This window comes from Gilvimarinus chinensis DSM 19667, from assembly GCF_000377745.1.
Classification (GTDB): domain Bacteria; phylum Pseudomonadota; class Gammaproteobacteria; order Pseudomonadales; family Cellvibrionaceae; genus Gilvimarinus; species Gilvimarinus chinensis.
In genome coordinates this window covers 391,851-414,604 of sequence record NZ_KB898709.1, presented here as the reverse complement: position 1 = coordinate 414,604, position 22,754 = coordinate 391,851, and the positions used below count along the sequence as shown (strand labels likewise).

Genomic DNA, 22,754 nt, shown 5'->3' with positions numbered 1-22,754 from the left:
GAGCGTGGTCAAGTACTGTCCAAGCCAGGTTCTGTCACTCCGCACGCTAAGTTCGAAGCGGAAGTTTACGTACTGTCTAAAGACGAAGGTGGTCGCCATACTCCGTTCTTTAAAGGCTACCGTCCACAGTTCTACTTCCGTACCACCGACGTAACCGGTGCGTGTGAGTTACCAGAAGGCGTGGAAATGGTAATGCCAGGCGATAACGTTAAGATGGACGTTACCCTGATCAACCCAGTAGCGATGGAAGAAGGTCTGCGTTTCGCGATTCGCGAAGGTGGCCGTACTGTTGGCGCTGGTGTGGTTGCCAAAATCAACGACTAATCTTAATTAGCTGCGTTGTGAAAAAGGCCACTTTCGAGTGGCCTTTTTTTATGCTCGGATTATTCCCTGCGGTGCGCCTCATAGTCTTTTATGGGTATTTATGTTATCAATATGATCAGAGTTTTGATGGAATATCTCAAGGATAACTCTATTGATCCAGAGTCGTCTCTGGTTTTAGTGGGGGTTCTCTCAACAACAATAAAGCCGATACTGGGCAAAATATAAAGGTAAGCACATGAGTGGAAGAGACGGGGCAGGCAAGGCTAAAAAAGTGACTATGAAGGATGTCGCCAGCATGGCTGGAGTATCCATTATGACAGTTTCACGGGTACTTAATCATGACAAGGTGTCTGAGCAGACGCAAAAGCGTGTTATGGACGCTGTGGAAGCTCTCAACTATAGGCTCAACGTTTCAGCTCGAAGCTTATCCGGTTCTCAATCCTATTTAGTCGGTTTTTTTTACGATAACTCCATTGGTAGCTACATTAGTCAATATCTAATTGGTGTGCTGCAGCGTTGCAATGAACTTGGGTACCACTTGGTGCTGGAGTCATGTAGTTTTGGTGCAGCGAACGTGGGAGAAATCGTCAATGATTTAAGCAGCCGTTATTTGTTAGACGGTGTTATAGTCCCGCCGCCACTGTGTGAATACTTACCTTTATTGGATGCATTAGAGGAAGCTGGTATTCGTTATGTCCGTGTCGGGCCAGGCTTGGAAATGGATCGGTCGGCTTACGTCTCTATTGATGATTATAAAGCTACTTACGAGATGACCGAATTTCTGATTCAGCAGGGACATGAGCGAATCGGTTTCATTAAGGGTGATTGCCATCAAGGCGTGGCGGCAAATCGTTTCCGAGGCTTTTGTGATGCTCTGACGACTCACGGCATCTCTCAGGAAAAGGCGGTGGTGGCCGAAGGTGATTTTAACTTTGATGGCGGTATGCTCGCCGCCGATAAAATTCTGGACTCAGGTGAGCCGGTAACGGCAATTTTTGCCAGCAACGATGATATGGCAAGCGCGGTTATTGCTGCGGTTCACAAGCGCGGCCTGCGTGTACCGGAAGACATTGCTGTGGTGGGGTTTGATGATACAACGATCGCTCGTACCATTTGGCCACAATTGACAACGGTGAAGCAGCCTATCGATCAGATGTCGGCGGATTCGGTGGATTTATTGATCGAGGCCATTCGTGCAGACAGCCTTTTGGGGATAAAACTTAATAAACATATTGTTTTGCCTCATTCCATTGTAGTACGAGATTCCGTTGCTAAATAAAAAAATGCATTGATCCCTCTTTGCGTGTCCCAGGGATTTGCGGTGAGAATATCCCGCAAATTGGGGCTTATGCTTTTCTGGATGAAGTCTGTATCTGACCCTTGGGCGGAAAACACAAAAATAAATCGCCCATAATTTCATTGCCCTTAAATTGGTCAGATAGGTTGTCGAAAAATCCTTTCTTTCAGGCTTGTTTTGTCAGGCCTTTTGTGTAAACATTCCCTCCGATTGGTCAGATAGGTTGATTGCCATTTATATTGGGTAGCTGACTCACTCTCAGGCTATGGCCCTTAGGTGGCTGTTTACCTGCTATCGGTCTGGCCAATCAAGTGTGGCTCTCCTTGGGGCTTTTGGCCCGGCGCGGGTGCTGGCATGGTGCTCCACTGAATTTGGTCGGCCGTCTTTCGCGGTTAGCACATGTCGGCCCCGCTTTTTTCGCAGTGATCGCTGGGAACTAGAGACGAGTCAGAGCGATGCTATACAGAGCTATATTTTGCAAAGCTGTGTTATAGTTTTATTGACTATAAAGCCCATTACAATAATAGCGGTGAGAATGAGCATGGGTAAGCCCTGGATAAAAATAACGTATTTAGCGCTGCTGGCGGGTGTGTTGTCGGCCTGCAGCGGCGATACCGAAGTGCGCACTTTAAAGATGGCGCATACTCTCGATCAAACCCACCCTGTGCATCAGGGCATTGTGTTTATGTCCGAACGCCTGACGGAAATTTCCGGCGGCAAAATGCAAATCGACATTTACCCCGGCGGCCAGCTCGGCAGCGAGCGCGAGTTAATGGAGCTGTTGCAAATCGGCTCCCTGGCAATGACCAAAGTGTCCTCTAGCCCCATGGAAGGTTTTGTACCCGCCATGAAGGTTTTCAACGTTCCCTATGTGTTTCGTGACAACGAGCACTTTTGGCGAGTGCTGAACAGCGATGAAGGTAAAAAGCTGCTGCTGGCAGGAGACTCCGTTAACTTGCGCGGGTTGGGGTATTTTGATGCGGGCAGTCGCAGCTTTTATAACGTGGGTACAGCTGTACATAAGCCTGAGGATTTGACCGGGCAAAAAATTCGTGTGCAGCAAAGTCAAACCGCATTGCAGATGGTAAAAGCGCTGGGAGGTTCGCCCACACCAATTTCTTGGGGTGAGCTTTATACAGCGCTGTCGCAGGGTGTGGTGGACGGCGCCGAGAATAATCCACCGAGCTTCTACACCTCCAAACACTATGAAGTGTGCAAGTACTACACCCTTAACGAGCATACGTCTGTACCGGATATCGTGCTGATCAGTAGTTATATATGGAATAGCCTAGATGAGCAGGAGCAGGTGTGGCTGCAACAGGCGATGGATGATGCGGTTGTCTATCAGCGCAAACTCTGGGCCGAGAAAACCCAAGAAGCACTGGATGCGGTAGAGGCGGCGGGTGTAACGGTTATTCGCCCCGACAAAAAGCCCTTTATGGATAAGGTGCAACAGATGCACGAATCCTACAAAGGCACCGAAATTTACGATCTGATTCAGACCTTCAAGGCGATGTAGGTTGGCCCTATGAAAGCGTTATCACAAATTATCGAAAAAATATTGGGTGCCGTGGTGGGTTTGTTAATGGCGCTGATGGTGCTGGACGTTACCTGGCAGGTGTTGACCCGTTTTGTATTAAAAGAGCCCAGCTCCTATACCGAAGAGCTGGCGCGTTTTTTATTGGTGTGGATTGGTCTGTTGGGTGCCGCTTACGCCTATCGTAAAAAAGCGCACCTGGGGCTGGACATTCTGTCGCAAAAACTCGAGGGTGCGGCCAAGCGCAAACTGGATATTTTTATTTCCATCGTCTGCATGGTGTTCGCATCGGTCATTATGATTTATGGCGGCGCTAAGCTGATGTTGCTTACGCTGGAGTTGGATCAAATGTCCGCGGCGTTGCAGGTGAAAGTGGGGTACCTCTACAGCGTCATTCCCTTAAGTGGAATTTTGATTGTGCTGTTCTCGCTGGATCGAATTTTTAACGGAGATCCGGAGCCGGAAACCTTGGAATTTTACGAATAGTTTTACCGTTTGCCGCCGCGCAATCGCAAGAATAAACATAATTGAGCAAAAATAAACGTAGTTGAGGTAGTCAGATGGATTGGTCCGTCGTAGTTCTGTTGGTGACATTCGTCGTTCTGTTGATTCTGAATGTCCCTATCTCTATCGGTATTGGTATTGCTACCTTCGCCGCCATGTTGTTTACCATTGATTTTGGTCCAGCTGCGGTAACGGTCGCGCAGCGTATGGCCAGTGGTATTAACAGCTTTGCCTTGCTGGCCATCCCCTTTTTTGTGCTGTCCGGCCTGTTAATGGGGCGCGGTGGTATTGCGCACCGTCTGATTGAATTTGCCAAGGTGCTGATTGGCATGCTGCCCGGTGGCCTGGCGTTTGTGAATATTATTAGCTGCACGCTCTTCGGCGCCATTTCGGGCTCGGCGGTGGCAGCTACCTCGGCCATCGGTGGTTTTATGATTCCCACCATGGAGAAAGAAGGTTACGACAAAAATTTTAATACCGCAGTCACCGTCGCGTCGTCGACAACTGGCCTGCTTATCCCTCCAAGTAATATCTTAATTGTGTATTCGCTTGCCAGTGGCGGCGTGTCTATTGCGGCCCTGTTTATTGCCGGTTACCTGCCCGGTATTCTGGTCGCGTTAAGTTTGATGGGCGTGTGCGCGGTGTACGCCAAAATGCACGGCTACCCAGTGGGTCGTGTTCCCACCATGAAAGAATTGACCAAGAAAACCCTGGATGCTGTGCCCAGTCTGTTTTTGATCGTGTTGGTGATTGGCGGGATTGTTGGCGGCTTCTTTACCGCCACCGAGGCCAGTGTGATTGCGGTACTGTATTCTCTGTTGCTGTCGGTGTTTATTTACAAAGAAGTAAAGCTGCCAGAGCTGCCTGAAATTTTTATTAAGTCGGTAGAAACAACCGCGATTGTGATGCTGTTGATTGCTACTTCAACCGCCATGAGTTGGATGCTGAGTTACGAAAACATTCCGCAAAACATCAGCTCTGCATTGATGGGTTTAAGTGATAACCCGTTTATTATTTTACTGACCATCAATTTGATTTTGTTGTTGGTGGGTATCTTTATGGATATGACTCCGGCTGTATTGATTTTTACTCCAATCTTTCTGCCGGTTGCAATGGAACTGGGAATGTCGCCCCTGCATTTCGGCATTATGATGGTGCTTAACTTGTGTATTGGTCTTTGCACGCCACCGGTCGGTTCCGTGCTCTTTGTCGGTTGTGGGATTGCCAAGACATCGATAGCCAGTTTGGTTAAGCCTTTAATGCCTATGTACGCGGCGATGATTGTTGTGTTGATGCTGGTCGCTTATGTGCCCGCCATCAGCGAATTTTTACCAACATTCTTTGGTCTTTACGAGGCTAAGTGAGTCACAGGGCCTGTTAGTACTCATTAAATGCGGTCTGTTGCGACTTAAAATTTGCCAATCAAGGCGCGAGGAGAGTGGTTTGGCCATTCCAAACGAACGACAAGCAACGCAGAGTGGCAGATTTTTAGCCGCAACCCGAAGGGCTGGAGCCAGTTTTGCTCCCAGCGTTGTTGCCGCGACCCCAAGTACTCGCTGTGTTCGCGGGGCCAGCTTTCGCTTATTTGGAATAACCAAACTTCGCTTACGGCGCCTAACTGGAAACAAAACTGGTTTCCAGCAGGCGTATTTAATTAGTATTAGCAGGCCCTAGTATGCGAATAGAGCATTTTGCCTTTAATGTGGCCGAACCTATTGCGATTGCCGAATGGTACTGCACGCATTTGGGTTTTACGGTAAAGCATAAATTTAATAAGGCGCCCCACACTCACTTTCTGGCGGATTCTACCGGAAAAGTGATGATTGAAATTTACAACAATCCGCCCGATGAGGTGCCGGATTATCCTTCCATGAATCCACTGACTTTGCACCTTGCTTTTGTCAGTGAAGATCCCGAAGTCGATGCTGAGCGCCTGTGCAATGCTGGTTGTAAAGTTGTCGACGATGTCCGTTTAAACGATGGTTCTGTGTTGCTCATGCTGAAAGACCCTTGGGGTTTTGCCATTCAGCTGTGTAAGCGCGGCAATCCCATGGTGTAGTCCTTCTCCTAATCCGGAGGTTTTATGAAGAAGTTGTGTGTTAGTGGCACTGTGTTGCAGACAGTCGCCACGGTTTTTGCGTGCCTGCTTATTTCGTTAGCAAGTGCGCAAAGTTTGCAAGGTGTGTCTGGTTTTGGTGTCGATACCCCGGCAGGTGACGGTGGCCGAGTCATCAAAGTGACCAATTTAAATGCCGAAGGCGAGGGCTCGCTGCGCTGGGCCCTGGAGCAAAAAGGCAAACGTATTGTCGTGTTTGAGGTAGGCGGCATTATTGATTTGCAGGGCAAGAATATGGGCATCCGCGAGCCCTACCTCACTGTGGCGGGGCAAACTGCGCCCAGCCCTGGGATTACCATTATTCGTGGTGGTATTGGCATTGGCACTCACGATGTGCGGCTGCAACATCTTCGTGTTCGTCCCGGTACGAATGATCAAGTTGAGCGCTCAGGTTGGGAGCCGGACGGTATTGGAATATCGCGGCAATTTGCGCGCAATATTCATATAGATCATTGCTCTGCCAGCTGGGCGGTGGATGAAAACATGTCTGCCTCCGGTGAGCGCTATAAAGGGCCTGAGGCAACTTCGGGCAAGGTGACTTTTAGTCACTCCATTATTGCCGAAGCCTTGGATTATGCGAGCCATAAAAAGGGCAGGCACTCCAAGGGCATTTTGATTCACGATTATGTGCAGGAGGTTGCCGTAGTGGGTAACTTGTTTGCGCACAATGATCGCCGCAATCCTTATTTTAAAGCGCACGCCACCGGTGTGGTGGTAAACAACCTGATGTACAACTTGGGTAATGCTGCGGTGCAGTTGGGTTATGTAGAGGGCGAGTGGGATGGCAAAGAGCGTCGCCCCGGTAATCCGAAAGTCGCGGTTGTGGGTAATGATTTGCGCTATGGTCGTGACAGCTACTCTGACCTGGCGTTGGTTTCTTATCAGGGCGATGCCTATATGCACGATAATCAGGTGCTGAACCTCGACGACAAGCCCATGCCCCAAGTGCAGGGCGATGTGCAGCTACTGGATAAACCACCGGTGTGGCCGCAGGGATTAACCGCGCTGCCGTTGCAAGAGGTGTATGAATCGGTACTAAGTCGTGCGGGGGCTCGGCCCTGGGATCGCGATGAGGTAGATGCGCGGATTGTCGCCAGTGTCCGCAATAAAACCGGGCGGATTATCGACTCGCAGGAGCAGGTGGGTGGCTATCCGCAAGCCAAGCCCGTAAGACGCGCACTTAAGGTACCGGCGGACACCGCCGAAGTGTCCGCCTGGTTGACGAGCTTTGTGCCTGAAGGCTATCGCGACTAGCGACTGGCTAGCTCGTTGAGAAAGACTTGTTTGTCGATGACACCGCCGCGGTGGCGAATAATAATGCCGGCGCAGCGGTTGGCCTGGGTTGCCGCCTCGGCGGGGCTTTTGCCCGCCAGGTGTGCGGCCAGGTAACCGGCGTTAAAGGTATCGCCCGCAGCGGTCGTGTCGACAATGTCGGTGACCTTGGGAACGGCAACACGCTCTTGTTCGCCGCCTTTGATAATAATCACATCCTCGGCGCCGCGCTTTAAGACCAGCTCGCTGATGTTGCAGTCTTGGTAGCGCGCCTGCACCTCGGCAATGGCGTCGCCATCGGTACCCCAGAGCAGCTCTTCATCATCCAGGGTCAGCAGTGCCAGATCGGTCAGGGCTAAAAGCTCAGAGTTGGCCTGTTGGGCTTGCTGTGGGTTGTCCCAAAGGCGAGGGCGATAGTTACTGTCAAAGGCGACTTTGCCGCCGCGTTCTTTGTAGCGACGCAAAAAGCTCAATAAGTTTTGTCGCCCAGTCTCGCCAATAATGGCCAAGGTAATGCCAGACAAATACACCATGTCGGTGTCGGCCAGCTGCTCGGCCAGGGTGCTCATTTCATCGTCGCTATGAAACAGATCACGCGCAGGTGCGCGATCACGCCAGTAAAAAAATTCGCGCTCACCGTCTGGGCTGTTGTGAATCATGTACAGGCCGGGCACTTTACCTTCTTGACGCACAATGGTGTCGGTGCCGATACCTTCGTTGCCAAGCCGCTCAATAATAGCGTCGCTGTAATGATCGTCGCCCAGGCGTGTCACATAAGCGCTGCGGGTGCCAAGTCGGGCCAGGGTAACCAGTGTGTTGTAGGTGTCGCCAGCGTACCCCAGAGCCTTGCGCTCGCCACCGTCGGCCGTGGGCTCTGCCCCGGCCAGCTCAATCATCACTTCGCCAATGCAGGCAATCTGTGCCATCTTGTCATCTCTTTATGTTTGAATTTTGGATACTGGGTCGCGATTCTACAATTGGTCAAGCCGGTTTTTCAAGGCATGGGCTGTTCAAGGCTGTCATCATATAGTCTTTTTTACTATAATGTGCTGCTCGGTAAATGGAGTTATTTCCCCTGCAGTCGTTGAGAATATAAGCCTTGCAGGGTGTTGCGCTACGGTTGTTATTGACAGACTGACGCGCTTTTGTAACCATAAATTGGTCATACCTAAAGGCTTGCCGAATGCTGACTTGGTCAGACTGGTTTGTCTAACACTAAAAACTACGGTAGTTAATTCTCATGAGTGCACTCACATTACACCCAGATCGCCTGTTTCCCGCCGATGAGACCACCCGCGCCATTGCGCGTCGTCTGTATCAGGAAGTAAAAGACCTGCCCATTGTCAGCCCCCACGGCCATACCGACCCCTCTTGGTTTGCCGATAACGAGCTGTTCCCAAACCCTGCGGAGCTGTTGATTAAGCCAGATCATTATGTGTTCCGCATGTTGTACAGCCTGGGTGTGCCTCTGGTGGATTTGGGTGTGCCCAGTAAAGCCGGTTTGGCCGTAGAGCAAGATCCGAAAAAAATATGGCGTCTGTTTGCCAAGCACTATTACGCCTTTCGCGGCACCCCTTCGCGTATGTGGTTGGATTATGTGTTTAAAGAGGTGTTTGAGTTGGATGTGCTGCTCAGCGAGCAAACCGCCGATGCCTACTACGAGCGTATCAACAGCTATTTGCAAACCGAAGCCTTCCGTCCTCGCGCCTTGATGGAGCGCTACAACATTGAATGGCTGGCCACTACCGAGTCACCGTTAGACGATTTGCGTCACCACAAAAAAATTCGCGAAAGCGGCTGGAAGGGTGGTGTGATTACCGCTTATCGCCCAGACCCCGTAGTCGACCCCGACTTTGAAGGCTTTGCCAATAACGTCGCTCGCCTGGGGGAAATCACCGGTGAAGATACTACCAACTGGAAGGGCTATCTGGCCGCATTGAAAAATCGCCGCGAGTATTTTAAATCTTTCGGTGCCACTTCTACCGACCACGGTCACCCCACGGCGCAAACTTCTGATCTGTCGGTTGCCGAGTGCGAAAAACTATTTGCCAAAGCTTTGGCCGGGCAGTGCAGTAAACAAGAGGCGGAAGTGTTCCGCGGGCAAATGCTGACCGAAATGGCGGGTATGAGCATTGAAGACGGCCTGGTAATGCAAATTCACCCGGGCTCGTTCCGCAACCACAACCCTCATGTGTTTGAAAACTTTGGTCGCGACAAGGGTGCGGATATTCCGTCGCAAACCGAATACGTCAACGCGTTAAAACCATTGCTGGATAAATACGGTAACGACAATCGCTTATCGATTATTTTGTTTACTCTGGACGAAACCGTGTACTCGCGCGAACTGGCCCCATTGGCCGGTCATTACCCTGTGCTGAAGCTTGGCCCCAGCTGGTGGTTCCACGACAGCCCAGAAGGTATGCGCCGTTTCCGCGAGCAAGTGACTGAAACCGGTGGCTTTTACAACACCGTTGGTTTTAACGACGACACGCGGGCGTTCTTATCAATTCCGGCACGTCACGATGTCGCCCGTCGTATGGATTGTAATTTCTTGGCGCGCCTGGTGGCCGAGCACCGCTTGCCAGAAGATGAAGCGCAAGAAGTTGCTATCGACCTGACTTATCGCCTTGTGAAGCAAGCCTACAAACTCGACTGAGTGGAAGACTATTCATGCAACGTTTAAATAAAAATAACCTGGGCGCGCTGGCCAATGTGGCCAGCCTGCCCAACTATGATCGCGACGCCCAGCAGGCGGGCATCGTTCATTTGGGTATTGGTGCCTTTCACCGTGCTCACCAAGCCTGGTACACCGAAGCGCTGTTAAACAAAGGCGCGCAAAATTGGCAAATTATCGGCGCCAGCTTGCGCTCGCCCACGGTTAAAAATCAGTTGGCCGAGCAAGATGGCCTGTACACCGTCGTTGAGCGTGGGCCTGAGGGCGAAAAGTTTCAGGTTGTCGGCGCGGTAAAAGACGTTTTGGTGGGGCCAGAGTCGCCCGCAGCTTTGCTTGAGGTGATGAGCAAACCCGAAATCAAAATCGTCTCGTTAACCGTCACCGAAAAAGGCTACTGCCACGATCCGGCCAGCGGAAACTTAAACGAAAGTCATCCGGACATTGTGCATGACCTGGAAAACCCGCAAGCGCCCAAGTCTGCCATTGGTTATATCGTCGGTGCCTTAAATGCGCGTCGCAAAGCCGGCGGAAAAAGTTTTACCGTTTTAAGTTGCGATAATCTTCCCAATAATGGTGAAGTGTTGGAAAAGGTTGTATTGCAATACGCCGATAAATTCGACACCGAGTTGGCGGCCTGGATTCGCGCGAATACCACTTTCCCTTGCACCATGATCGATCGCATTGTGCCCGCCACTACCGATGCCGATCGCGGCGAGCTTGAAGGCAAACTTGGGCTGCGCGATGAAGGCATGGTACTGGCCGAGCCTTTCAGCCAGTGGGTGATCGAAGATAATTTCTGCTCTGACCGCCCCGCCTGGGAAGACGCCGGTGCGCTGCTGGTGGATGAAGTGCACGCTTACGAAATTATGAAGCTGCGTCTGTTAAACGGCAGCCACTCGCTGCTGGCCTACACGGGTTACCTGGCTGGTTTTGATTACGTCAGTGAAGTCATGCGCGAACCTGTATTGGCAAAGTTATGTCAGGAGTTTATGGACCGTGAAGTGGGGCAAACCGTGCAGGTGCCCACCGGCTTTGATATGGAAGAGTACAAGGTGCAGTTGCGCGAGCGCTTTGCCAACCCGGGCTTGAAGCACCGCACCTGGCAAATCGCCATGGACGGTTCGCAAAAAATTCCTCAGCGCTGGTTGCAAACCCTGGCGGCGCAGCTTGATGGCGAAGGCAATATTGATTACCTGTGCCTGGCGCTGGCGGCCTGGATTCGCTATGTCTCTGGTGTGGATGAGCGTGGTCAGCCGATTGATGTGCAAGACCCGCTGGCCGCTGAGCTTAAATCGCTGGTAGACGCCAATCGCGGTGACGCGGCTGCAATTGTCACGGCGGTGCTAGGCGTTAAAGCTGTGTTCCCGCAAGCTGTCGCGGCGAGTGAAAAGGTTCACGCTGCGACTGCCGATTGGCTGGCACGCATCAGCGAGCAGGGCGTTTTGGCGGCGGTGAAAGCGGCGCAGCAATGAAGTCCTTTATTAAAAGTACCGGTGCGGCGCGCATAGCACAATTTGTAGTGCTTGTTGCTTTTGTGATGCTCGGCGTGCATCAGGCGCGAGGTGAAAGTCGCTTCGATGCTCTGGTTGCCCCGCCGGGCAGCGAGAGCGCCGACAAGTTCAGTGGCTTGCCCCGTTATGGCTCTATCGCCGGTGCGCTACAGGCTGGCCATAGCCAAATTGCCGTTGCCCCGGGCGACTACTACGAAAAGCTCACTATCAATCGCGACCAGGTAACGCTTACCGGCCTTGGGCAAAAACCTCCGCGTATTTTCTTTGATGCCTACGCCGGAATGGCCGGCGTGTATCATCGCGATGACTGGGGTACGCCGGGCTCGGCCACGGTGACTATCAACGCTGTGGGCGTGCGTTTGCACAACCTGCACATCGAGAACAGTTTTGATTTTTTAGCTAATGACGGACGGGATAAAGACGACCCCGCACGAGTTCGTCATGCGCAAGCAGTAGCTTTATTGCTGGATATAGGCAGCGATCTGACGGTTGTCACCGACAGCGTCATTGATGGTTATCAAGACACGGTTTTTGCCGATGGCGGCCGCAGTTATTTTTATAACAGCCGAATCAGTGGCAATGTCGATTTTATTTTTGGCGATGGCTTGGTCGTGTTTGACCATTGCGAGATTGTGTCGCGCAAGCGTGGCAAGGCGTTTAAGTCGGGAGATATCCAAGGGCATATCACCGCACCGTCGACGAATGTTCAGCAACCCTACGGCCTGATTTTTATCAACTCGCGTTTAACGCGGGAAGACGGCGTGCCGGATAACAGCGTCTCTTTAGGCCGCCCTTGGCACCCGACCACGACGTTTACTGATGGCCGTTACGCCGACCCGAACGCGATTGGCTCAGCTGTTTATCTTGATACCTGGATGGATGCCCACATTCGCAAAGAAGGCTGGGCGAGTATGACTGGCACCGCCCGCGACGGCACAAAAAGCCGGGTATTTACACCTGAAGAGTCGCGTTTTTATGAATATAGATCCTCCGGTCCCGGCGTAATGAATCGACCTTCTCGAAGACGTCTAAGTCATTCTGAAACTGTTGATTTGGAGCAGTTTGTTACCCAGTTAAAAGTCGCATTAACCGATTAACGTTTATTTCTCTGGTGCTGGCTTTCACCGGCAATCTTATTGTTTCATCTATTTATCTTTGCTCAGTCGTGGTGCCCGGACTATTCTAAAAAGGCTTCTCAACGTTGGGTTAAGTGCAATATCTGTTGACGGTACTACGCTAAACTCGCTTGGTTGAAGCTGGGTTTTACCCGGTTAAGTCACCTTTGTGGAGATCTTTTATGGAGCCGCCCGTACATTCCCTAAGCGCGTTGTTCGATCAGTTGGGCTTGCCCAGCGAGGCAGAAAATATCGAGACTTTTATTGGTCGTCATCGGCCGCTGGCCGCCGACATTAAACTGGCCGAGGCCTCTTTTTGGAGCGAGAGTCAGCAGCGTTTTTTGCAGCAGGCTATTGGTGATGATGCCGATTGGGCCGAAGTGGTGGACGAACTGGACGCACTGCTGCGCCACTGATGCAAAGGCAATGCCCTGGGTGTACAGGCATTGCCTTTTTCTCGTTATTGATAGGCACCGCTGGCGTAGGTTAGCTCGTAGCTGTGGCTGTAGATTTCTAAAATATTTCCAAACGGATCTTCCATATAAATCATGCGGTAGGGTTTTTCGCCCGGATAATAGTATCTGGGTTCTTTCATTCGGCGCTTGCCGCCAGCTTGCTCGATTTTCTCGGCGAGCTCTTCAAGGTTTGGGTCTTGCACACAAAAGTGAAACACGCCGGTTTTCCAGTATTCGAAATTATCTTCCGGGTTTTGCTGGTTGTTAAATTGAAACAGCTCGACACCAATTCTGTCGCCCGTGGATAAGTGAGCTATTTTAAATTTTTTCCAGCCAGCGCCAAACACATCGGTACACATGACGCCTACGGGGCTGTCATCTTCCTCAATGGCGGTGGGCGGCATAATTAAATACCAACCGAGTACCTGAGTGTAAAAGTCTACGGCAGCTTCAAGATCTGGCACGGAAATGCCAATGTGAGAAAAGGTGCGCGGATAAGGGGTGGTTTGCATAACGGTCCTCCTGTGTGGGTAGGTGTTTAGAATAGTAAACATAAAGATAAACGTAAAATTATGGTTTATGATAGTTTCCATAATTTTATGTAATGGTTTTGCTGAATGAATTACCGTTGGCTGCACACCTTTATTACCCTTGTGGAAGAGGGCTCTTTTACTCAAACCGCGCAAAAGCTGCACATGACACAGCCGGGCGTAAGCCAGCATATTGCTAAGCTTGAGCAATCGCTAGGGGTAAGTTTGCTGGCCCGCGAGGGAAAGCGCTTTGAGCTGACAGAGCCGGGGCGACGGCTGGCCGATTACGCTGTGCAGGTGTTCCTGCAAGAACAGCACTTGTTACAAACCCTGGCGGATGACAGCCCGCATCAGGGCGAGTGTCGCATCGGCTGCTCGGGCAGTTTGGCGCTGTTGCTTTACCCGGTCTTTTTGCAGCGCCAATGTGCCCACCGCGAGTTGATGGTCAATCTTGAGGCGGCGCCGAATGAGCGCTTAATCAATATGGTCGATAAAGGTGAGTTAGATGTGGCGGTGGTGAGCATTGCAAAGCCCAAGGGGGAGCTGGAGTACACGGCGATAGGGCATCAAAATTTATGCTTAGTGGTGCCGAAAACCTTCGCGGTCAAGCACAAAGGTTTACCTGACTGGGGGGCATTGCAGCAACTGGGTTTTATTGACCACCCGGATGCGGCGACTTATATGGATCAGGTTTTAGCGTCCGCCTATGGTAAGCAGTTTACCGGCTTGCAGACGTTGCCTAAGCGCAGCTATGTGAATCAGATTAATCAAATCCTGACCCCGGTTGCCCAAGGCCTTGGCTTTACCGTCTTGCCGCAAGCGACGATCGACAGCTCGCCCCACATCAAGAAAATCACGTCGGTGCCATTGCCTAAGGCGGTGGTCGAGCCTCTTTATATTATTAAGCGCCGGGATGTTCGCCTGCCAAGCCGATATGAATGGTTTGAGTCACAGATTTACAGCGAGGTGAATCGGTTAGCCCGAGCGTAAATAACCATTGGACGTTGCCTGAAAATTTATTAGCACAAAACAAACTTTGCGTGCCAATCATTGCTTGCCTATGGTTTGAGTGAGCCTCAACAAAGGTAATGGATTATGAGCACTGCAACGGCTATGCGCTTTACCGCAATTCCCATGGGGTTAATCTGTACCGCAGCACTTTTACTGCTGATGGCAACCCTGATTCAAACCAACTACACCTACATTGAGCCCGCTAAACCGGTCAATATTGGCAATGTCGTTATGCCCGAGTTGAAAGTCGAGGTGGTTTACGACCCGGCACCCACCCGCCCTGAAGAACCGCCGGCCCCGCCAGCGTCGCCCGCCATTGAAAACCCCGTGCAGGTGGATGCTCAAGGCCCCAATATCGCTGTGTTTCACGATCTGTCGCCGATGAACGATTCGCTGAGCATAAACTTCGCGCAGCCCGGTGATTACTTGCCCATTGTTAAAGTCGCGCCGCAATATCCGCGTACCGCGCTGAGTCGGGGTATTGAAGGCGAAGTGGTGGTGTCTTTTACCGTCACCGCAACCGGGGCAACGCGTGATGTAGTCGTGCTGAGTGCGCAAACCCTGGATGGATCGCCCACCAGCGTTTTTAATCGCGCCGCCATTCGCGCCGCCGAGGGCTTTAAATATAAACCGCGTATTGAAAACGGCGTCGCTCAGGAAGTGCACGGCGTGCAAAATCGCTTTCTGTTTGAGCTTGCTCGCTAGCGCATTCTAGCAACTGTTTTTTACTCTCACTCTCTGCCGGTGCTGTGCGCTGGCTGTTTGTAGGGGGTGTTTTCAGGACTTTAAAAGGAAGCTTTTAGCTGATTCAGGCACAGCTGAAAGATCAGCAGGAGGCCAGGGCAAACCCTGGCCTCCTTTGTATTACTGGTAAACCCGCACATAATCCACGTACATACGCTGGGTGTTGTAGTTGGCATGATCCGGATCGCCGGGCCAATTACCACCCACGGCTACGTTGAGTAAGAACCAGAAGGGCTGGTCGTAAACCCATTGGCCATACTGTTCAACTTGAGCGCGGCTGATGCTGTAAAAGTTGGTGTCGTTAACGAACCAGCGAATGCCGTTGGCATCCCACTCGACGGCGTAGACGTTGTAGGTTTGTTCGATTGGTTGCGCATGGTCTAAGTGGCCGGTAATGGGGGTGTTGCCGGAATAGCCGGGGCCGTGCAGAGCGCCTGAGGTAATATTGTTGGTGCCCACGTGCTCCATAATGTCCAGCTCGCCGCCTTGAGGCCAGCCCTGTGTATTAAAGTTATCTCCCAGCATCCAGAACGCCGGCCAGATTCCCTGAGCCTTGGGCAACTTAATTCGCGCTTCCATACGGCCGTACTGGAACGAGTGCTTGTTGCGGGTGTTCATGCGCGTAGAGGTATACCCGCAATTGCCGCCCCACCAGCATTGGCCGCCCTGTTCCTGGCGAGCTTCAATCACCAGTACATTGCTGCCCGCCTGGGGGTCGAACTGGATATAGGCGTTATTGCCATTGGTGTAATACTGCAGCTCGTTGTTGCCCCAGCCACCGCCACCGGTTTCAAAGTTCCAGGTATTGGTGTTAATGCTGTCAAACTCGTCGCTCCAGGAGACAGTAGGGTTGGGGGTGGGAGGGGTTCCGCCTGCGGGAGACGCCTTTATCCAATTGAGATTCCAGCCGCCCGTGGTGGCATATACGCCTAAGCTGTGGCTGCCCGCAGGCAGATAGGCATTCAGGGTAAGTGTCTGCCAGTTTTGCCAACCGCCGGTGTTGGGAATGTTCATCTCGCCCAGTAAGGTGGTGCCGCCGTTTAAGTCCAGCGACAGGGTACCGCCGGAACCGCTTGCGGTGCGTACCTGAATGTCGTAATTACCCGCCGTTGGAACTTCAAGGCCGGTATAGCTCAGCCACTCGCCGGTTTCCGTCCAGCCAATGTTGTAACCACCGCCAGTATCGCTGGTCGCTTCAATATCAACATCACCTGTACGATAAGCGCCGCCGGTGTTGCCCGCCGTGGTGTCGTAGGCCTCGCTGTAGTCTTCAGCTTCAAAGGTTTGCTCACTGGGGCTGGGGTTGACGCCGGTGGGTATAATTTCTATCCAGTTGAGGTTCCAGCCACCGGTTGCAGCGTACACGCCCAGTGAGTAGGTGCCGGCATCCAGTGCCACTTGGGTTTCGACGGTTTGCCAGCTCTGCCAGCCACCTGTGGCGGGCAGGGCGAGTTCGCCCAAGAGGATGCTGCCACCGTTTAAATCCAGGGAAATTGTGGCGCCAGTATCGGTGGCGACCCGGGCGCGCACCATATACTGACCGCTGGCGGGGATGGTGAGATTATCGTAAGTCAGCCATTCGCCCGCTTCGGTCCAGCCAATATTGTAACCACCGCCAGTGTCACTGGTGGCTTCAATATCAACGTCGTCGCTGCGATAAACGCCGCCGGTATTGCCCGCAGCGGTATCGGAAAAGGCGTTGTAATCTTCCGCCTGAAAGGTGACCGCGTTGGCGCTTAGCGGTGCACCGATTAACAGCCCGAGCAACAGCGGGCGCAGAGGGTTGTGATGGAGCTTTTTAAGCATGGGTGTCTCTCCTTATTGTTGGTGCGCCCGCTGCGTTAGTGGTCAGTCAGTGGGCCGGGGCATATCGTTATCCGCTAACTGCGCAGACAGTTGAGCAGCTTAAAAGCACTTGCGCCTTACAGCGATTCACTTCTTTCACATCATAGAAGTGGGCGTTCCAAAAGCAGTAAGACTTTGTGCAAATGGCGACTGGTTCGCAGCCTCGGTGCCAAATGGATTGCTTGTGCTATGATGGCGCCAGTCAAAATAAGACCGCTGTGCGGAGACGTGAAATGCTGCAAAAACGTGTACTTATGGCGCTGGTGCTAATGCTTTGTAGCCTGGCTCAGGCGCAGTCAGTGCGCCCGGCGAGTGCAGCAACGGTGCCTGAGTATGTTCTGTGGGTGGGTGGGAATGCGCCCGGCAGAGCGGAGCACGAGGTACGGGTAATACGTGAAGCGTTAGATCGAACGGGTGCGGAGTTTGGACCCTACCAGCTACAAGTAAGCCGTGAGGCAAGTGTTACTGCGCGCTGGCGACAGCACTTGGCTGAGGGTGAGATCATGCACATCGTACCTACCTCTTACACCGACTTTCCTCCCGAGGAAATTACTCTCATCCCGGTGCCGGTTGCAGGTGGCCGTTTAGGGTATCGAAACCTGGTAGTGTTAAAAGATCGGTTGGCCGAGTTCGCCCAAATTGAATCACATAGCGAGCTTAGTAAATATACCGCAGGGCAGGGCATTACCTGGCCGGATATGTGGGTATACGAGGCCAATGAGCTACCTATTCGCGGTGCGAAAGAGTTAAGCCAGCTGTTTGGTTTACTGCGCAATGAGGATATTGACTATATTCCGTTAGGGGTAGAAGAAACCGAGTCTATTCTAAAGCACTATACGGCCTCAGAGGATGAGTTTGCGGTCGTGCCCGAGCTGTTGATTTACTACCCGTTGTCGAGCTTTCCGGTGGTATCGAACCAGCACCCGGAGCTGATTCGACGTTTAAAAGCTGGACTTGAAGCCATGCATGCCGACGGGAGTTTGCCGCTGAATATTGGTCTGGGCCCAGAAAAACCGCGTCAGTGTCGGGTTATTAAACTGGAAAATCCCAGCCGCATTTTTCCATTGCTGTAAGGGCCATACCGCATCTGCAGCGCTGTAAGGATAAGTCCGCTCCCAGGGCTTGCCTTACCCGCGTGTTGTAAGCCAAACCCGTCGGCACTTGATGCTCCTACCCCAGCCTCCAGGCGCACCTGTTTTGCTAAACCTGCATTTTTTTCTTGATTAAGGGTGTTTGGGCAACGTACAGGGTGTTAGGCCCAAGCATAAAACTTTGTGGCCTGGCCGCACTCCGTACATTTTAATCGGTGTTACGACGTCGGACTGTGATGGAAAAGCTGTGGGGAAAAACAGCAAAGTATTCCGATCGCTTTTCTTACATTCTAACGGTTGCTTTACATCAAGTTTTATTCTTAGTCCGTACCTATATCGACGATAACGGGACGCGGTAAAGCATGGAGGTTTGCAGGGTAAGTGTTGAATACGGTTTTATCGTAAAAACTTAAATAACGCTCTATGCCGTTTTCGGCAGACGAAAAACCCCTGCTAGGCAGGGGTTTTTTGGAAAGCTAACTTTCGTTAGCTGGGCGGCCGATGGTGGCGAGTATGCCACCATCGACATAAACAATTTGCCCCGTGACAAAGTCCGATGCCCTGGAGGATAAAAACACCGTGGCCCCCTGTAAGTCTTCCGGGTCGCCCCAGCGACCAGCCGGTGTGCGACTGATGATAAATTCATTCATCGGGTTGCCATCCACACGAATGGGGGCGGTTTGGCTGGTGGCAAAATAGCCCGGGCCAATACCGTTCACCTGTACGTTGTGTTTGGCCCATTCGGTGGCCATATTGCGGGTGAGCATTTTTAACCCGCCTTTCGCGGCAGCGTAGGCGCCTACCGAGTTGCGGCCCAGCTCACTCATCATAGAGCAGATGTTAATGACCTTACCGCCGCCGCGCTTGATCATGCTGGAAACTACGGGCTTCGTCATTATAAAAACGCCGGTCAAATCGGTTCTGATCACGTTTTCCCACTCAGCCAGTTCCATTTCCAGCATGGGGGTGCGGCGAATAATGCCCGCGTTGTTGACCAGAATATCAATGGGGCCTACTTCAGTTTCGATTTTTTCGACCGCGTCGGCGACTTGCTGTTCATCGGTCACGTTAAACAGATAGCCGTGCGCGGTAATGCCCGCGTCGCGGTGTTCTTTTAATGCGGCGTCCACTTTTTCTTGGGACGAGTGGCCGTTGATGACCAGGGTAGCGCCCGCTTTGCCCAAGCCCATGGCCATGGCCATGCCCAGGCCGTGGGTAGCACCGGTAACCAGTGCTACCTTGCCTTGTAGAGAGAATAATTCAGTAGACATAGATAATCCTGTTGTTTGGGTTACGTCGTGTTTCGGCTGCTTGTTTTTTTGGTTACTTCAATGTGTGAGGCTTGTGGAAATCCATATCCGTATAGTCGAGGTTTTCACCGGCCATACCCCAAATAAATGTATAGTTTGCCGTACCCACGCCCGAGTGCATGGACCAGGGCGGCGAGACAATCGCCTGTTCGTTGCCCACCCAAATATGGCGAGTTTCATCCGCAGGGCCCATAAAGTGGCACACGGCCTGTTCTTCGGGAATATTAAAGTAAAAGTAGGCTTCCATGCGGCGGCTGTGAGTGTGCACTGGCATGGTGTTCCAAATGCTACCTGGCTGCAATTCGGTCATGCCCATTTGCAACTGACAGGTTTGTACCACATCGGCAATCAGCAGCTGATTGATGCGGCGCTCGTTACAGGTTTCGCTAGAGCCCATTTCCAATACTTTTGCGTCCGACATGCCAACTTTTTTATGAGGGTAGGCGTGATGGGCGGGCGCCGAGTTCATATAAAACTTGGCGGGTTGGTCTGGGTTGTCGCTAGAGAAAATGACTTCTTTCGCACCCTGGCCAATGTACAAAGCCTCTTTGCTGTCCAACTCAAAGCGTTCGCCATCAACAGTGATGGCGCCTTTGCCGCCCACGTTAATCGCACCTAGCTCGCGGCGCTGCAAAAAGAAATCTGCTTTTTGCTGATACACGGGCTCCAGTGGCACGGTGGCGTTTACGGGCATGACGCCACCCACCATAATTCTTTCATAGTGGGTGTAGGTAAACAGCACTTCGTCCGCGGCAAAAACTTTTTCGATCAAAAAGTGTTGGCGCAGCTTTTCGGTGTCGTAGTGCTTGTAGTCGTCTTTATGAACAGCAAAGCGCTCTTCAATGATTTTCATGGTATCTCCTAATCACGGTTTGCGAGCCTTCGGGGTTTTCCCTCTATTGGCTCAGCATGCGGTGCATTTCAATGCCGGCGAGGATAAACGGCCCGGTTCCTTTCGGATCATTCTCGTACACCGGCTCGCTCATATAGTAGTCATAGCTGCCGTCGCGGCCAAAGCCGAGCCCAGCCACATAACAAATGTTGGTAAGGCTGATGGTGTCATCGGCGTTTACGGTAATAAACTCGCGGATTAAGCCGTCGTAAGCTTTTTGCGCGGTATCTTTATATTCATCACCGATATAACCATTGCGAATCGCTTTGGCGTAAAAATAGGTGAACATGGAGCTGGCGCTGGATTCACGGTAGTTACCAGTGGCTTCGGGCATGTTCATAATTTGCCACCAGGTACCGGTTTCCGGATCCTGATACTTTTTCAGATCGGCGGCCATTTCGGTGATCATGTTCAGCAGCACCTGACGCGACTCGCTGTCTTCGGCAGGAATGTAATCCAGCACATCCACCACGGCCATGGCTAACCAGCCCATGCCACGCCCCCAAAAGTAACCCGAAAGACCTGTTTCTTTGTCGGCCCAGTCTTGCTGCTTATCTTCATCCCACGCGTGGTAGTAAAGACCGGTTTCGGCGTCACGCAGATATTTATGAGTCAGCTCAAACTCTTTAACCACTTCGTGAATGCTGGCGCCGTCTTCAAACAGTTGGGAATAATGGGCGAGAAAGGGCATGCCCATATAAACGCCGTCTAGCCACACCTGGCTGGTGTATTTTTGCTTGTGCCAAAAAGCGCCTTCGCTGGTTTTGGGGTGCGACTCTAACTGCTCGCGCAAGGTAGTGGCAGCAATTTTGTATTTCTCTTTGCCGGTTTCTTCAAATAGGCGCAGCAAGTTGCGGCCGGGTGCGATTGAATCGATGTTGTAGTTGGATAGCTTATAACGGCCAATTTCGCCTTTGTCATTGATAAAACTGCCGGTTACTTTGCTCATAACCTGAGCGTATTTATCGGCGGGCGCTTCTTTGTTGAGCTCGTCATAAGCCATCGGCAGCAGGCCGACAATATCGTATTCAAACTTAGGGGCGCGCTCGCGGTTTACATCCCAGCCGTCGTAATGGTAGCTAAGAGTTTTGCGCATCAGCTCTGCATCCGCCAAGCGCTTGCTCCACTCCAGCGTTTGCTCAGCGCTTACCGGGTAAGATTTTTCTTCCTGACTGTGGGCGGTATTCACCTGTTCACGCAGTGGCAGGGTTAATTTTTCGGTTTCGCGCTCAAGGTAATCAATAAAGTCTTGCTTGGTTTTGACACCATCGGTTTCACCTTCCCATGCTGCCAGGAAATAATAATCGACATCTTCAGCCGCCGATTTCATTACCGACACATAATTGTGCTCGTCTTGCGTTTGCTCTTCGCGGTCAGAGTTGCGGAACAGCAATGCCATGCCTAAGTGATCGTCATTCAGGGTTTGTTTGCCCCAGCTGGCAACATAGGTGTAGGCCTTGCCGGTAATGTTTACCTCGCCTTCAATTAATTCTGTGCCTGGGTGCTTTACTAAGCCGATGGCCAGGTTGTCCAATGGCTGGCTTAATTCCAGGCGAGTATGAACCAGGCGGCTGCCACCGTGCATAGATAGTTTGGCGTTTAGATTGGTTTCGGTATCGGCGACTTTCCAGTTTTTATAGTCGATGCTGAACGAAGAATAAAGACTGCCATTGTCGAGGATTTTTGCATCCCAGCCGCTAACGTCATTAACGCGTACCACTTTTTCGCCATCCCAGTAGCCGTAGCCACCGGAGCCAACAGAGCTGCCTACTTTTAAAATGTCCATGCCCCAGTCGGCGGGCTCATGGTATGAATCAAAGCCGTCTTGCCCCACATTCTGCAGGACCATGTCGTGGGTTTTTTTGCCAAAAATATCAAAGCCGTTGCGACGATCAAGGTAAACCCGATAGCCGACTAAGTCGGATTCAATACCAGGGCCCTCGTAGCGAATAAAGTAGGAGTGGTCGTCGTGTTGCGACGGCGGAGTCAATGAGTTGACATTCTCAAATTCGCCGCCCACATAAACTTGTTTGCCGGGTTTTTCCGGATCTTCTTGCCACTCGCCGCCGGTTTTGCGAGAAATTTCCGCTTGTGCGCGTTGCTTTTCGGCGTCTTTAGCCGCGCCTTTTTGCACGTCTAGGGTAATGGTGGCGCCCGCATCGATATCGACCAAGGTAAACAATGTGTCGTTATCGCCATCACCGTCGCGGTCAATGGCCTGGCTGGGAATAGCCTCGCCATTTATCACAAAGCCTAAGGTTGCTGCGCTGCTGGCGGTAACGCCCAGTTCGTTGTAACTGATACTGTAAGGCTCATCGCTGCGTGCAAACTCAGAAGGGTTGCTCAAGGTGATACGAGCAACACTGGGGGCTTTCTCGGCCACACTTTTGGCACTGCTGGTGGTTGCGGCAGCAGGAGGTTGTTGTGCGGTAGAGGTTTCCGATTCTTGACAGGCGGTTAACGCCAGCGAACTCAGCGCAATCAGCGCTGCAACAGATGCATATTTGGGCATAGTGATTACCTGTT

At 51.9% G+C, this 22,754-nt stretch carries 20 protein-coding genes; 14 read left to right on the top strand and 6 right to left on the bottom strand.

The window, feature by feature from the left end; all coding sequences use genetic code 11:
• From D568_RS0113480 to D568_RS0113450, 7 genes are all read left to right on the top strand, one after another.
• Nucleotides 1-324, top strand: a 324-nt coding sequence (locus D568_RS0113480; protein ID WP_020210140.1) for an EF-Tu C-terminal domain-related protein, incomplete at its 5' end; no start/stop codon positions are given.
• A 235-nt stretch (nt 325-559) separates the two neighbouring features.
• Nucleotides 560-1,603 carry a LacI family DNA-binding transcriptional regulator gene (locus D568_RS0113475; RefSeq protein ID WP_026287042.1) on the top strand — a complete coding sequence of 348 codons (1,044 nt, stop codon included), beginning with the start codon at nt 560-562 and terminating at the stop codon, nt 1,601-1,603.
• A gap of 553 nt (nt 1,604-2,156) precedes the next feature.
• Complete coding sequence (locus tag D568_RS0113470) at nt 2,157-3,140, top strand: TRAP transporter substrate-binding protein (RefSeq protein WP_020210138.1); 984 nt, start codon at nt 2,157-2,159, stop codon at nt 3,138-3,140.
• 9 nt (nt 3,141-3,149) lie between these two features.
• The gene (locus D568_RS0113465) at nt 3,150-3,644 is read left to right on the top strand and encodes a TRAP transporter small permease (protein ID WP_020210137.1); all 495 of its coding nucleotides are present in this window, start codon (nt 3,150-3,152) and stop codon (nt 3,642-3,644) included.
• Between the two features lie 74 nt (nt 3,645-3,718).
• Nucleotides 3,719-5,026, top strand: a complete 1,308-nt coding sequence (locus D568_RS0113460; RefSeq protein ID WP_020210136.1) for a TRAP transporter large permease — start codon at nt 3,719-3,721, stop codon at nt 5,024-5,026.
• Nucleotides 5,027-5,337: 311 nt separating this feature from the next.
• Nucleotides 5,338-5,721, top strand: a complete 384-nt coding sequence (locus D568_RS0113455; RefSeq protein ID WP_020210135.1) for a VOC family protein — start codon at nt 5,338-5,340, stop codon at nt 5,719-5,721.
• Nucleotides 5,722-5,745: 24 nt separating this feature from the next.
• Nucleotides 5,746-7,032 (top strand): hypothetical protein, encoded by a 1,287-nt coding sequence (locus tag D568_RS0113450; RefSeq protein WP_020210134.1) that lies wholly within the window; start codon nt 5,746-5,748, stop codon nt 7,030-7,032.
• On the opposite strand, the gene D568_RS0113445 is transcribed toward D568_RS0113450, so the two are convergent.
• Entirely contained in the window at nt 7,029-7,976 is a 948-nt protein-coding gene (locus D568_RS0113445; RefSeq protein WP_020210133.1) for a sugar kinase, read from the bottom strand. The two genes, D568_RS0113450 and D568_RS0113445, sit on opposite strands and share 4 nt — an antisense overlap.
• Before the next feature lie 314 nt (nt 7,977-8,290).
• Between D568_RS0113445 and uxaC the strand changes: the two genes are divergently transcribed.
• From uxaC to D568_RS0113425, 4 genes are all read left to right on the top strand, one after another.
• A complete protein-coding gene (gene uxaC / locus D568_RS0113440) occupies nt 8,291-9,706 on the top strand; it encodes a glucuronate isomerase (protein WP_020210132.1) in 1,416 nt (471 codons plus the stop codon).
• A 14-nt stretch (nt 9,707-9,720) separates the two neighbouring features.
• Nucleotides 9,721-11,196 carry a mannitol dehydrogenase family protein gene (locus D568_RS0113435; RefSeq protein WP_020210131.1) on the top strand — a complete coding sequence of 492 codons (1,476 nt, stop codon included), beginning with the start codon at nt 9,721-9,723 and terminating at the stop codon, nt 11,194-11,196.
• Entirely contained in the window at nt 11,193-12,332 is a 1,140-nt protein-coding gene (locus tag D568_RS0113430; protein ID WP_020210130.1) for a pectinesterase family protein, read from the top strand. The genes D568_RS0113435 and D568_RS0113430 overlap by 4 nt, the downstream gene beginning before the upstream one ends.
• A 200-nt stretch (nt 12,333-12,532) precedes the next feature.
• Nucleotides 12,533-12,766, top strand: coding sequence for a DUF2789 domain-containing protein (locus D568_RS0113425; protein ID WP_020210129.1), 234 nt, complete (start codon nt 12,533-12,535; stop codon nt 12,764-12,766).
• Between the two features lie 44 nt (nt 12,767-12,810).
• Here D568_RS0113425 and D568_RS0113420 read toward each other — a convergent pair whose 3' ends face one another.
• Nucleotides 12,811-13,317 carry a lactoylglutathione lyase family protein gene (locus tag D568_RS0113420; protein ID WP_020210128.1) on the bottom strand — a complete coding sequence of 169 codons (507 nt, stop codon included), beginning with the start codon at nt 13,315-13,317 and terminating at the stop codon, nt 12,811-12,813.
• 105 nt (nt 13,318-13,422) lie between these two features.
• Between D568_RS0113420 and D568_RS0113415 the strand changes: the two genes are divergently transcribed.
• Complete coding sequence (locus D568_RS0113415; protein WP_020210127.1) at nt 13,423-14,325, top strand: LysR family transcriptional regulator; 903 nt, start codon at nt 13,423-13,425, stop codon at nt 14,323-14,325.
• A gap of 105 nt (nt 14,326-14,430) precedes the next feature.
• Nucleotides 14,431-15,051, top strand: coding sequence for an energy transducer TonB (locus tag D568_RS0113410; protein WP_020210126.1), 621 nt, complete (start codon nt 14,431-14,433; stop codon nt 15,049-15,051).
• A 159-nt stretch (nt 15,052-15,210) separates the two neighbouring features.
• On the opposite strand, the gene D568_RS0113405 is transcribed toward D568_RS0113410, so the two are convergent.
• Nucleotides 15,211-16,896, bottom strand: a complete 1,686-nt coding sequence (locus D568_RS0113405) for a carbohydrate-binding protein (protein ID WP_020210125.1) — start codon at nt 16,894-16,896, stop codon at nt 15,211-15,213.
• A gap of 272 nt (nt 16,897-17,168) precedes the next feature.
• Here D568_RS0113405 and D568_RS0113400 point away from each other — a divergent pair, with 272 nt between their 5' ends.
• Nucleotides 17,169-18,008, top strand: a complete 840-nt coding sequence (locus D568_RS0113400) for a hypothetical protein (RefSeq protein ID WP_020210124.1) — start codon at nt 17,169-17,171, stop codon at nt 18,006-18,008.
• Between the two features lie 494 nt (nt 18,009-18,502).
• Here D568_RS0113400 and D568_RS0113395 read toward each other — a convergent pair whose 3' ends face one another.
• The 3 genes from D568_RS0113395 to D568_RS0113385 are packed head-to-tail and all read right to left on the bottom strand — an operon-like array spanning nt 18,503 to nt 22,740.
• On the bottom strand, nt 18,503-19,297 hold the full coding sequence (locus D568_RS0113395; protein WP_020210123.1) for a gluconate 5-dehydrogenase: 795 nt from the start codon (nt 19,295-19,297) through the stop codon (nt 18,503-18,505).
• Nucleotides 19,298-19,349: 52 nt separating this feature from the next.
• On the bottom strand, nt 19,350-20,189 hold the full coding sequence (kduI, locus tag D568_RS0113390; RefSeq protein ID WP_020210122.1) for a 5-dehydro-4-deoxy-D-glucuronate isomerase: 840 nt from the start codon (nt 20,187-20,189) through the stop codon (nt 19,350-19,352).
• A 43-nt stretch (nt 20,190-20,232) separates the two neighbouring features.
• Nucleotides 20,233-22,740 (bottom strand): glycoside hydrolase family 88 protein, encoded by a 2,508-nt coding sequence (locus tag D568_RS0113385; RefSeq protein WP_020210121.1) that lies wholly within the window; start codon nt 22,738-22,740, stop codon nt 20,233-20,235.
• Nucleotides 22,741-22,754 lie beyond the last annotated feature (14 nt).

Bases quoted from the DNA above. Each gene is read 5' to 3' on its own strand.
- D568_RS0113430 (WP_020210130.1), top strand. From the start codon at position 11,193: ATGAAGTCCTTTATTAAAAGTACCGGTGCGGCGCGCATAGCACAATTT.
- D568_RS0113395 (WP_020210123.1), bottom strand. From the start codon at position 19,297: ATGTCTACTGAATTATTCTCTCTACAAGGCAAGGTAGCACTGGTTACC.
- D568_RS0113455 (WP_020210135.1), top strand. From the start codon at position 5,338: ATGCGAATAGAGCATTTTGCCTTTAATGTGGCCGAACCTATTGCGATT.
- D568_RS0113405 (WP_020210125.1), bottom strand. From the start codon at position 16,896: ATGCTTAAAAAGCTCCATCACAACCCTCTGCGCCCGCTGTTGCTCGGG.
- D568_RS0113425 (WP_020210129.1), top strand. From the start codon at position 12,533: ATGGAGCCGCCCGTACATTCCCTAAGCGCGTTGTTCGATCAGTTGGGC.
- D568_RS0113410 (WP_020210126.1), top strand. From the start codon at position 14,431: ATGAGCACTGCAACGGCTATGCGCTTTACCGCAATTCCCATGGGGTTA.
- uxaC (WP_020210132.1), top strand. From the start codon at position 8,291: ATGAGTGCACTCACATTACACCCAGATCGCCTGTTTCCCGCCGATGAG.
- D568_RS0113465 (WP_020210137.1), top strand. From the start codon at position 3,150: ATGAAAGCGTTATCACAAATTATCGAAAAAATATTGGGTGCCGTGGTG.
- D568_RS0113450 (WP_020210134.1), top strand. From the start codon at position 5,746: ATGAAGAAGTTGTGTGTTAGTGGCACTGTGTTGCAGACAGTCGCCACG.
- D568_RS0113415 (WP_020210127.1), top strand. From the start codon at position 13,423: ATGAATTACCGTTGGCTGCACACCTTTATTACCCTTGTGGAAGAGGGC.
- D568_RS0113445 (WP_020210133.1), bottom strand. From the start codon at position 7,976: ATGGCACAGATTGCCTGCATTGGCGAAGTGATGATTGAGCTGGCCGGG.
- D568_RS0113475 (WP_026287042.1), top strand. From the start codon at position 560: ATGAGTGGAAGAGACGGGGCAGGCAAGGCTAAAAAAGTGACTATGAAG.
- D568_RS0113400 (WP_020210124.1), top strand. From the start codon at position 17,169: ATGCTGCAAAAACGTGTACTTATGGCGCTGGTGCTAATGCTTTGTAGC.
- D568_RS0113435 (WP_020210131.1), top strand. From the start codon at position 9,721: ATGCAACGTTTAAATAAAAATAACCTGGGCGCGCTGGCCAATGTGGCC.
- D568_RS0113420 (WP_020210128.1), bottom strand. From the start codon at position 13,317: ATGCAAACCACCCCTTATCCGCGCACCTTTTCTCACATTGGCATTTCC.
- D568_RS0113460 (WP_020210136.1), top strand. From the start codon at position 3,719: ATGGATTGGTCCGTCGTAGTTCTGTTGGTGACATTCGTCGTTCTGTTG.
- D568_RS0113385 (WP_020210121.1), bottom strand. From the start codon at position 22,740: ATGCCCAAATATGCATCTGTTGCAGCGCTGATTGCGCTGAGTTCGCTG.
- D568_RS0113470 (WP_020210138.1), top strand. From the start codon at position 2,157: ATGAGCATGGGTAAGCCCTGGATAAAAATAACGTATTTAGCGCTGCTG.
- kduI (WP_020210122.1), bottom strand. From the start codon at position 20,189: ATGAAAATCATTGAAGAGCGCTTTGCTGTTCATAAAGACGACTACAAG.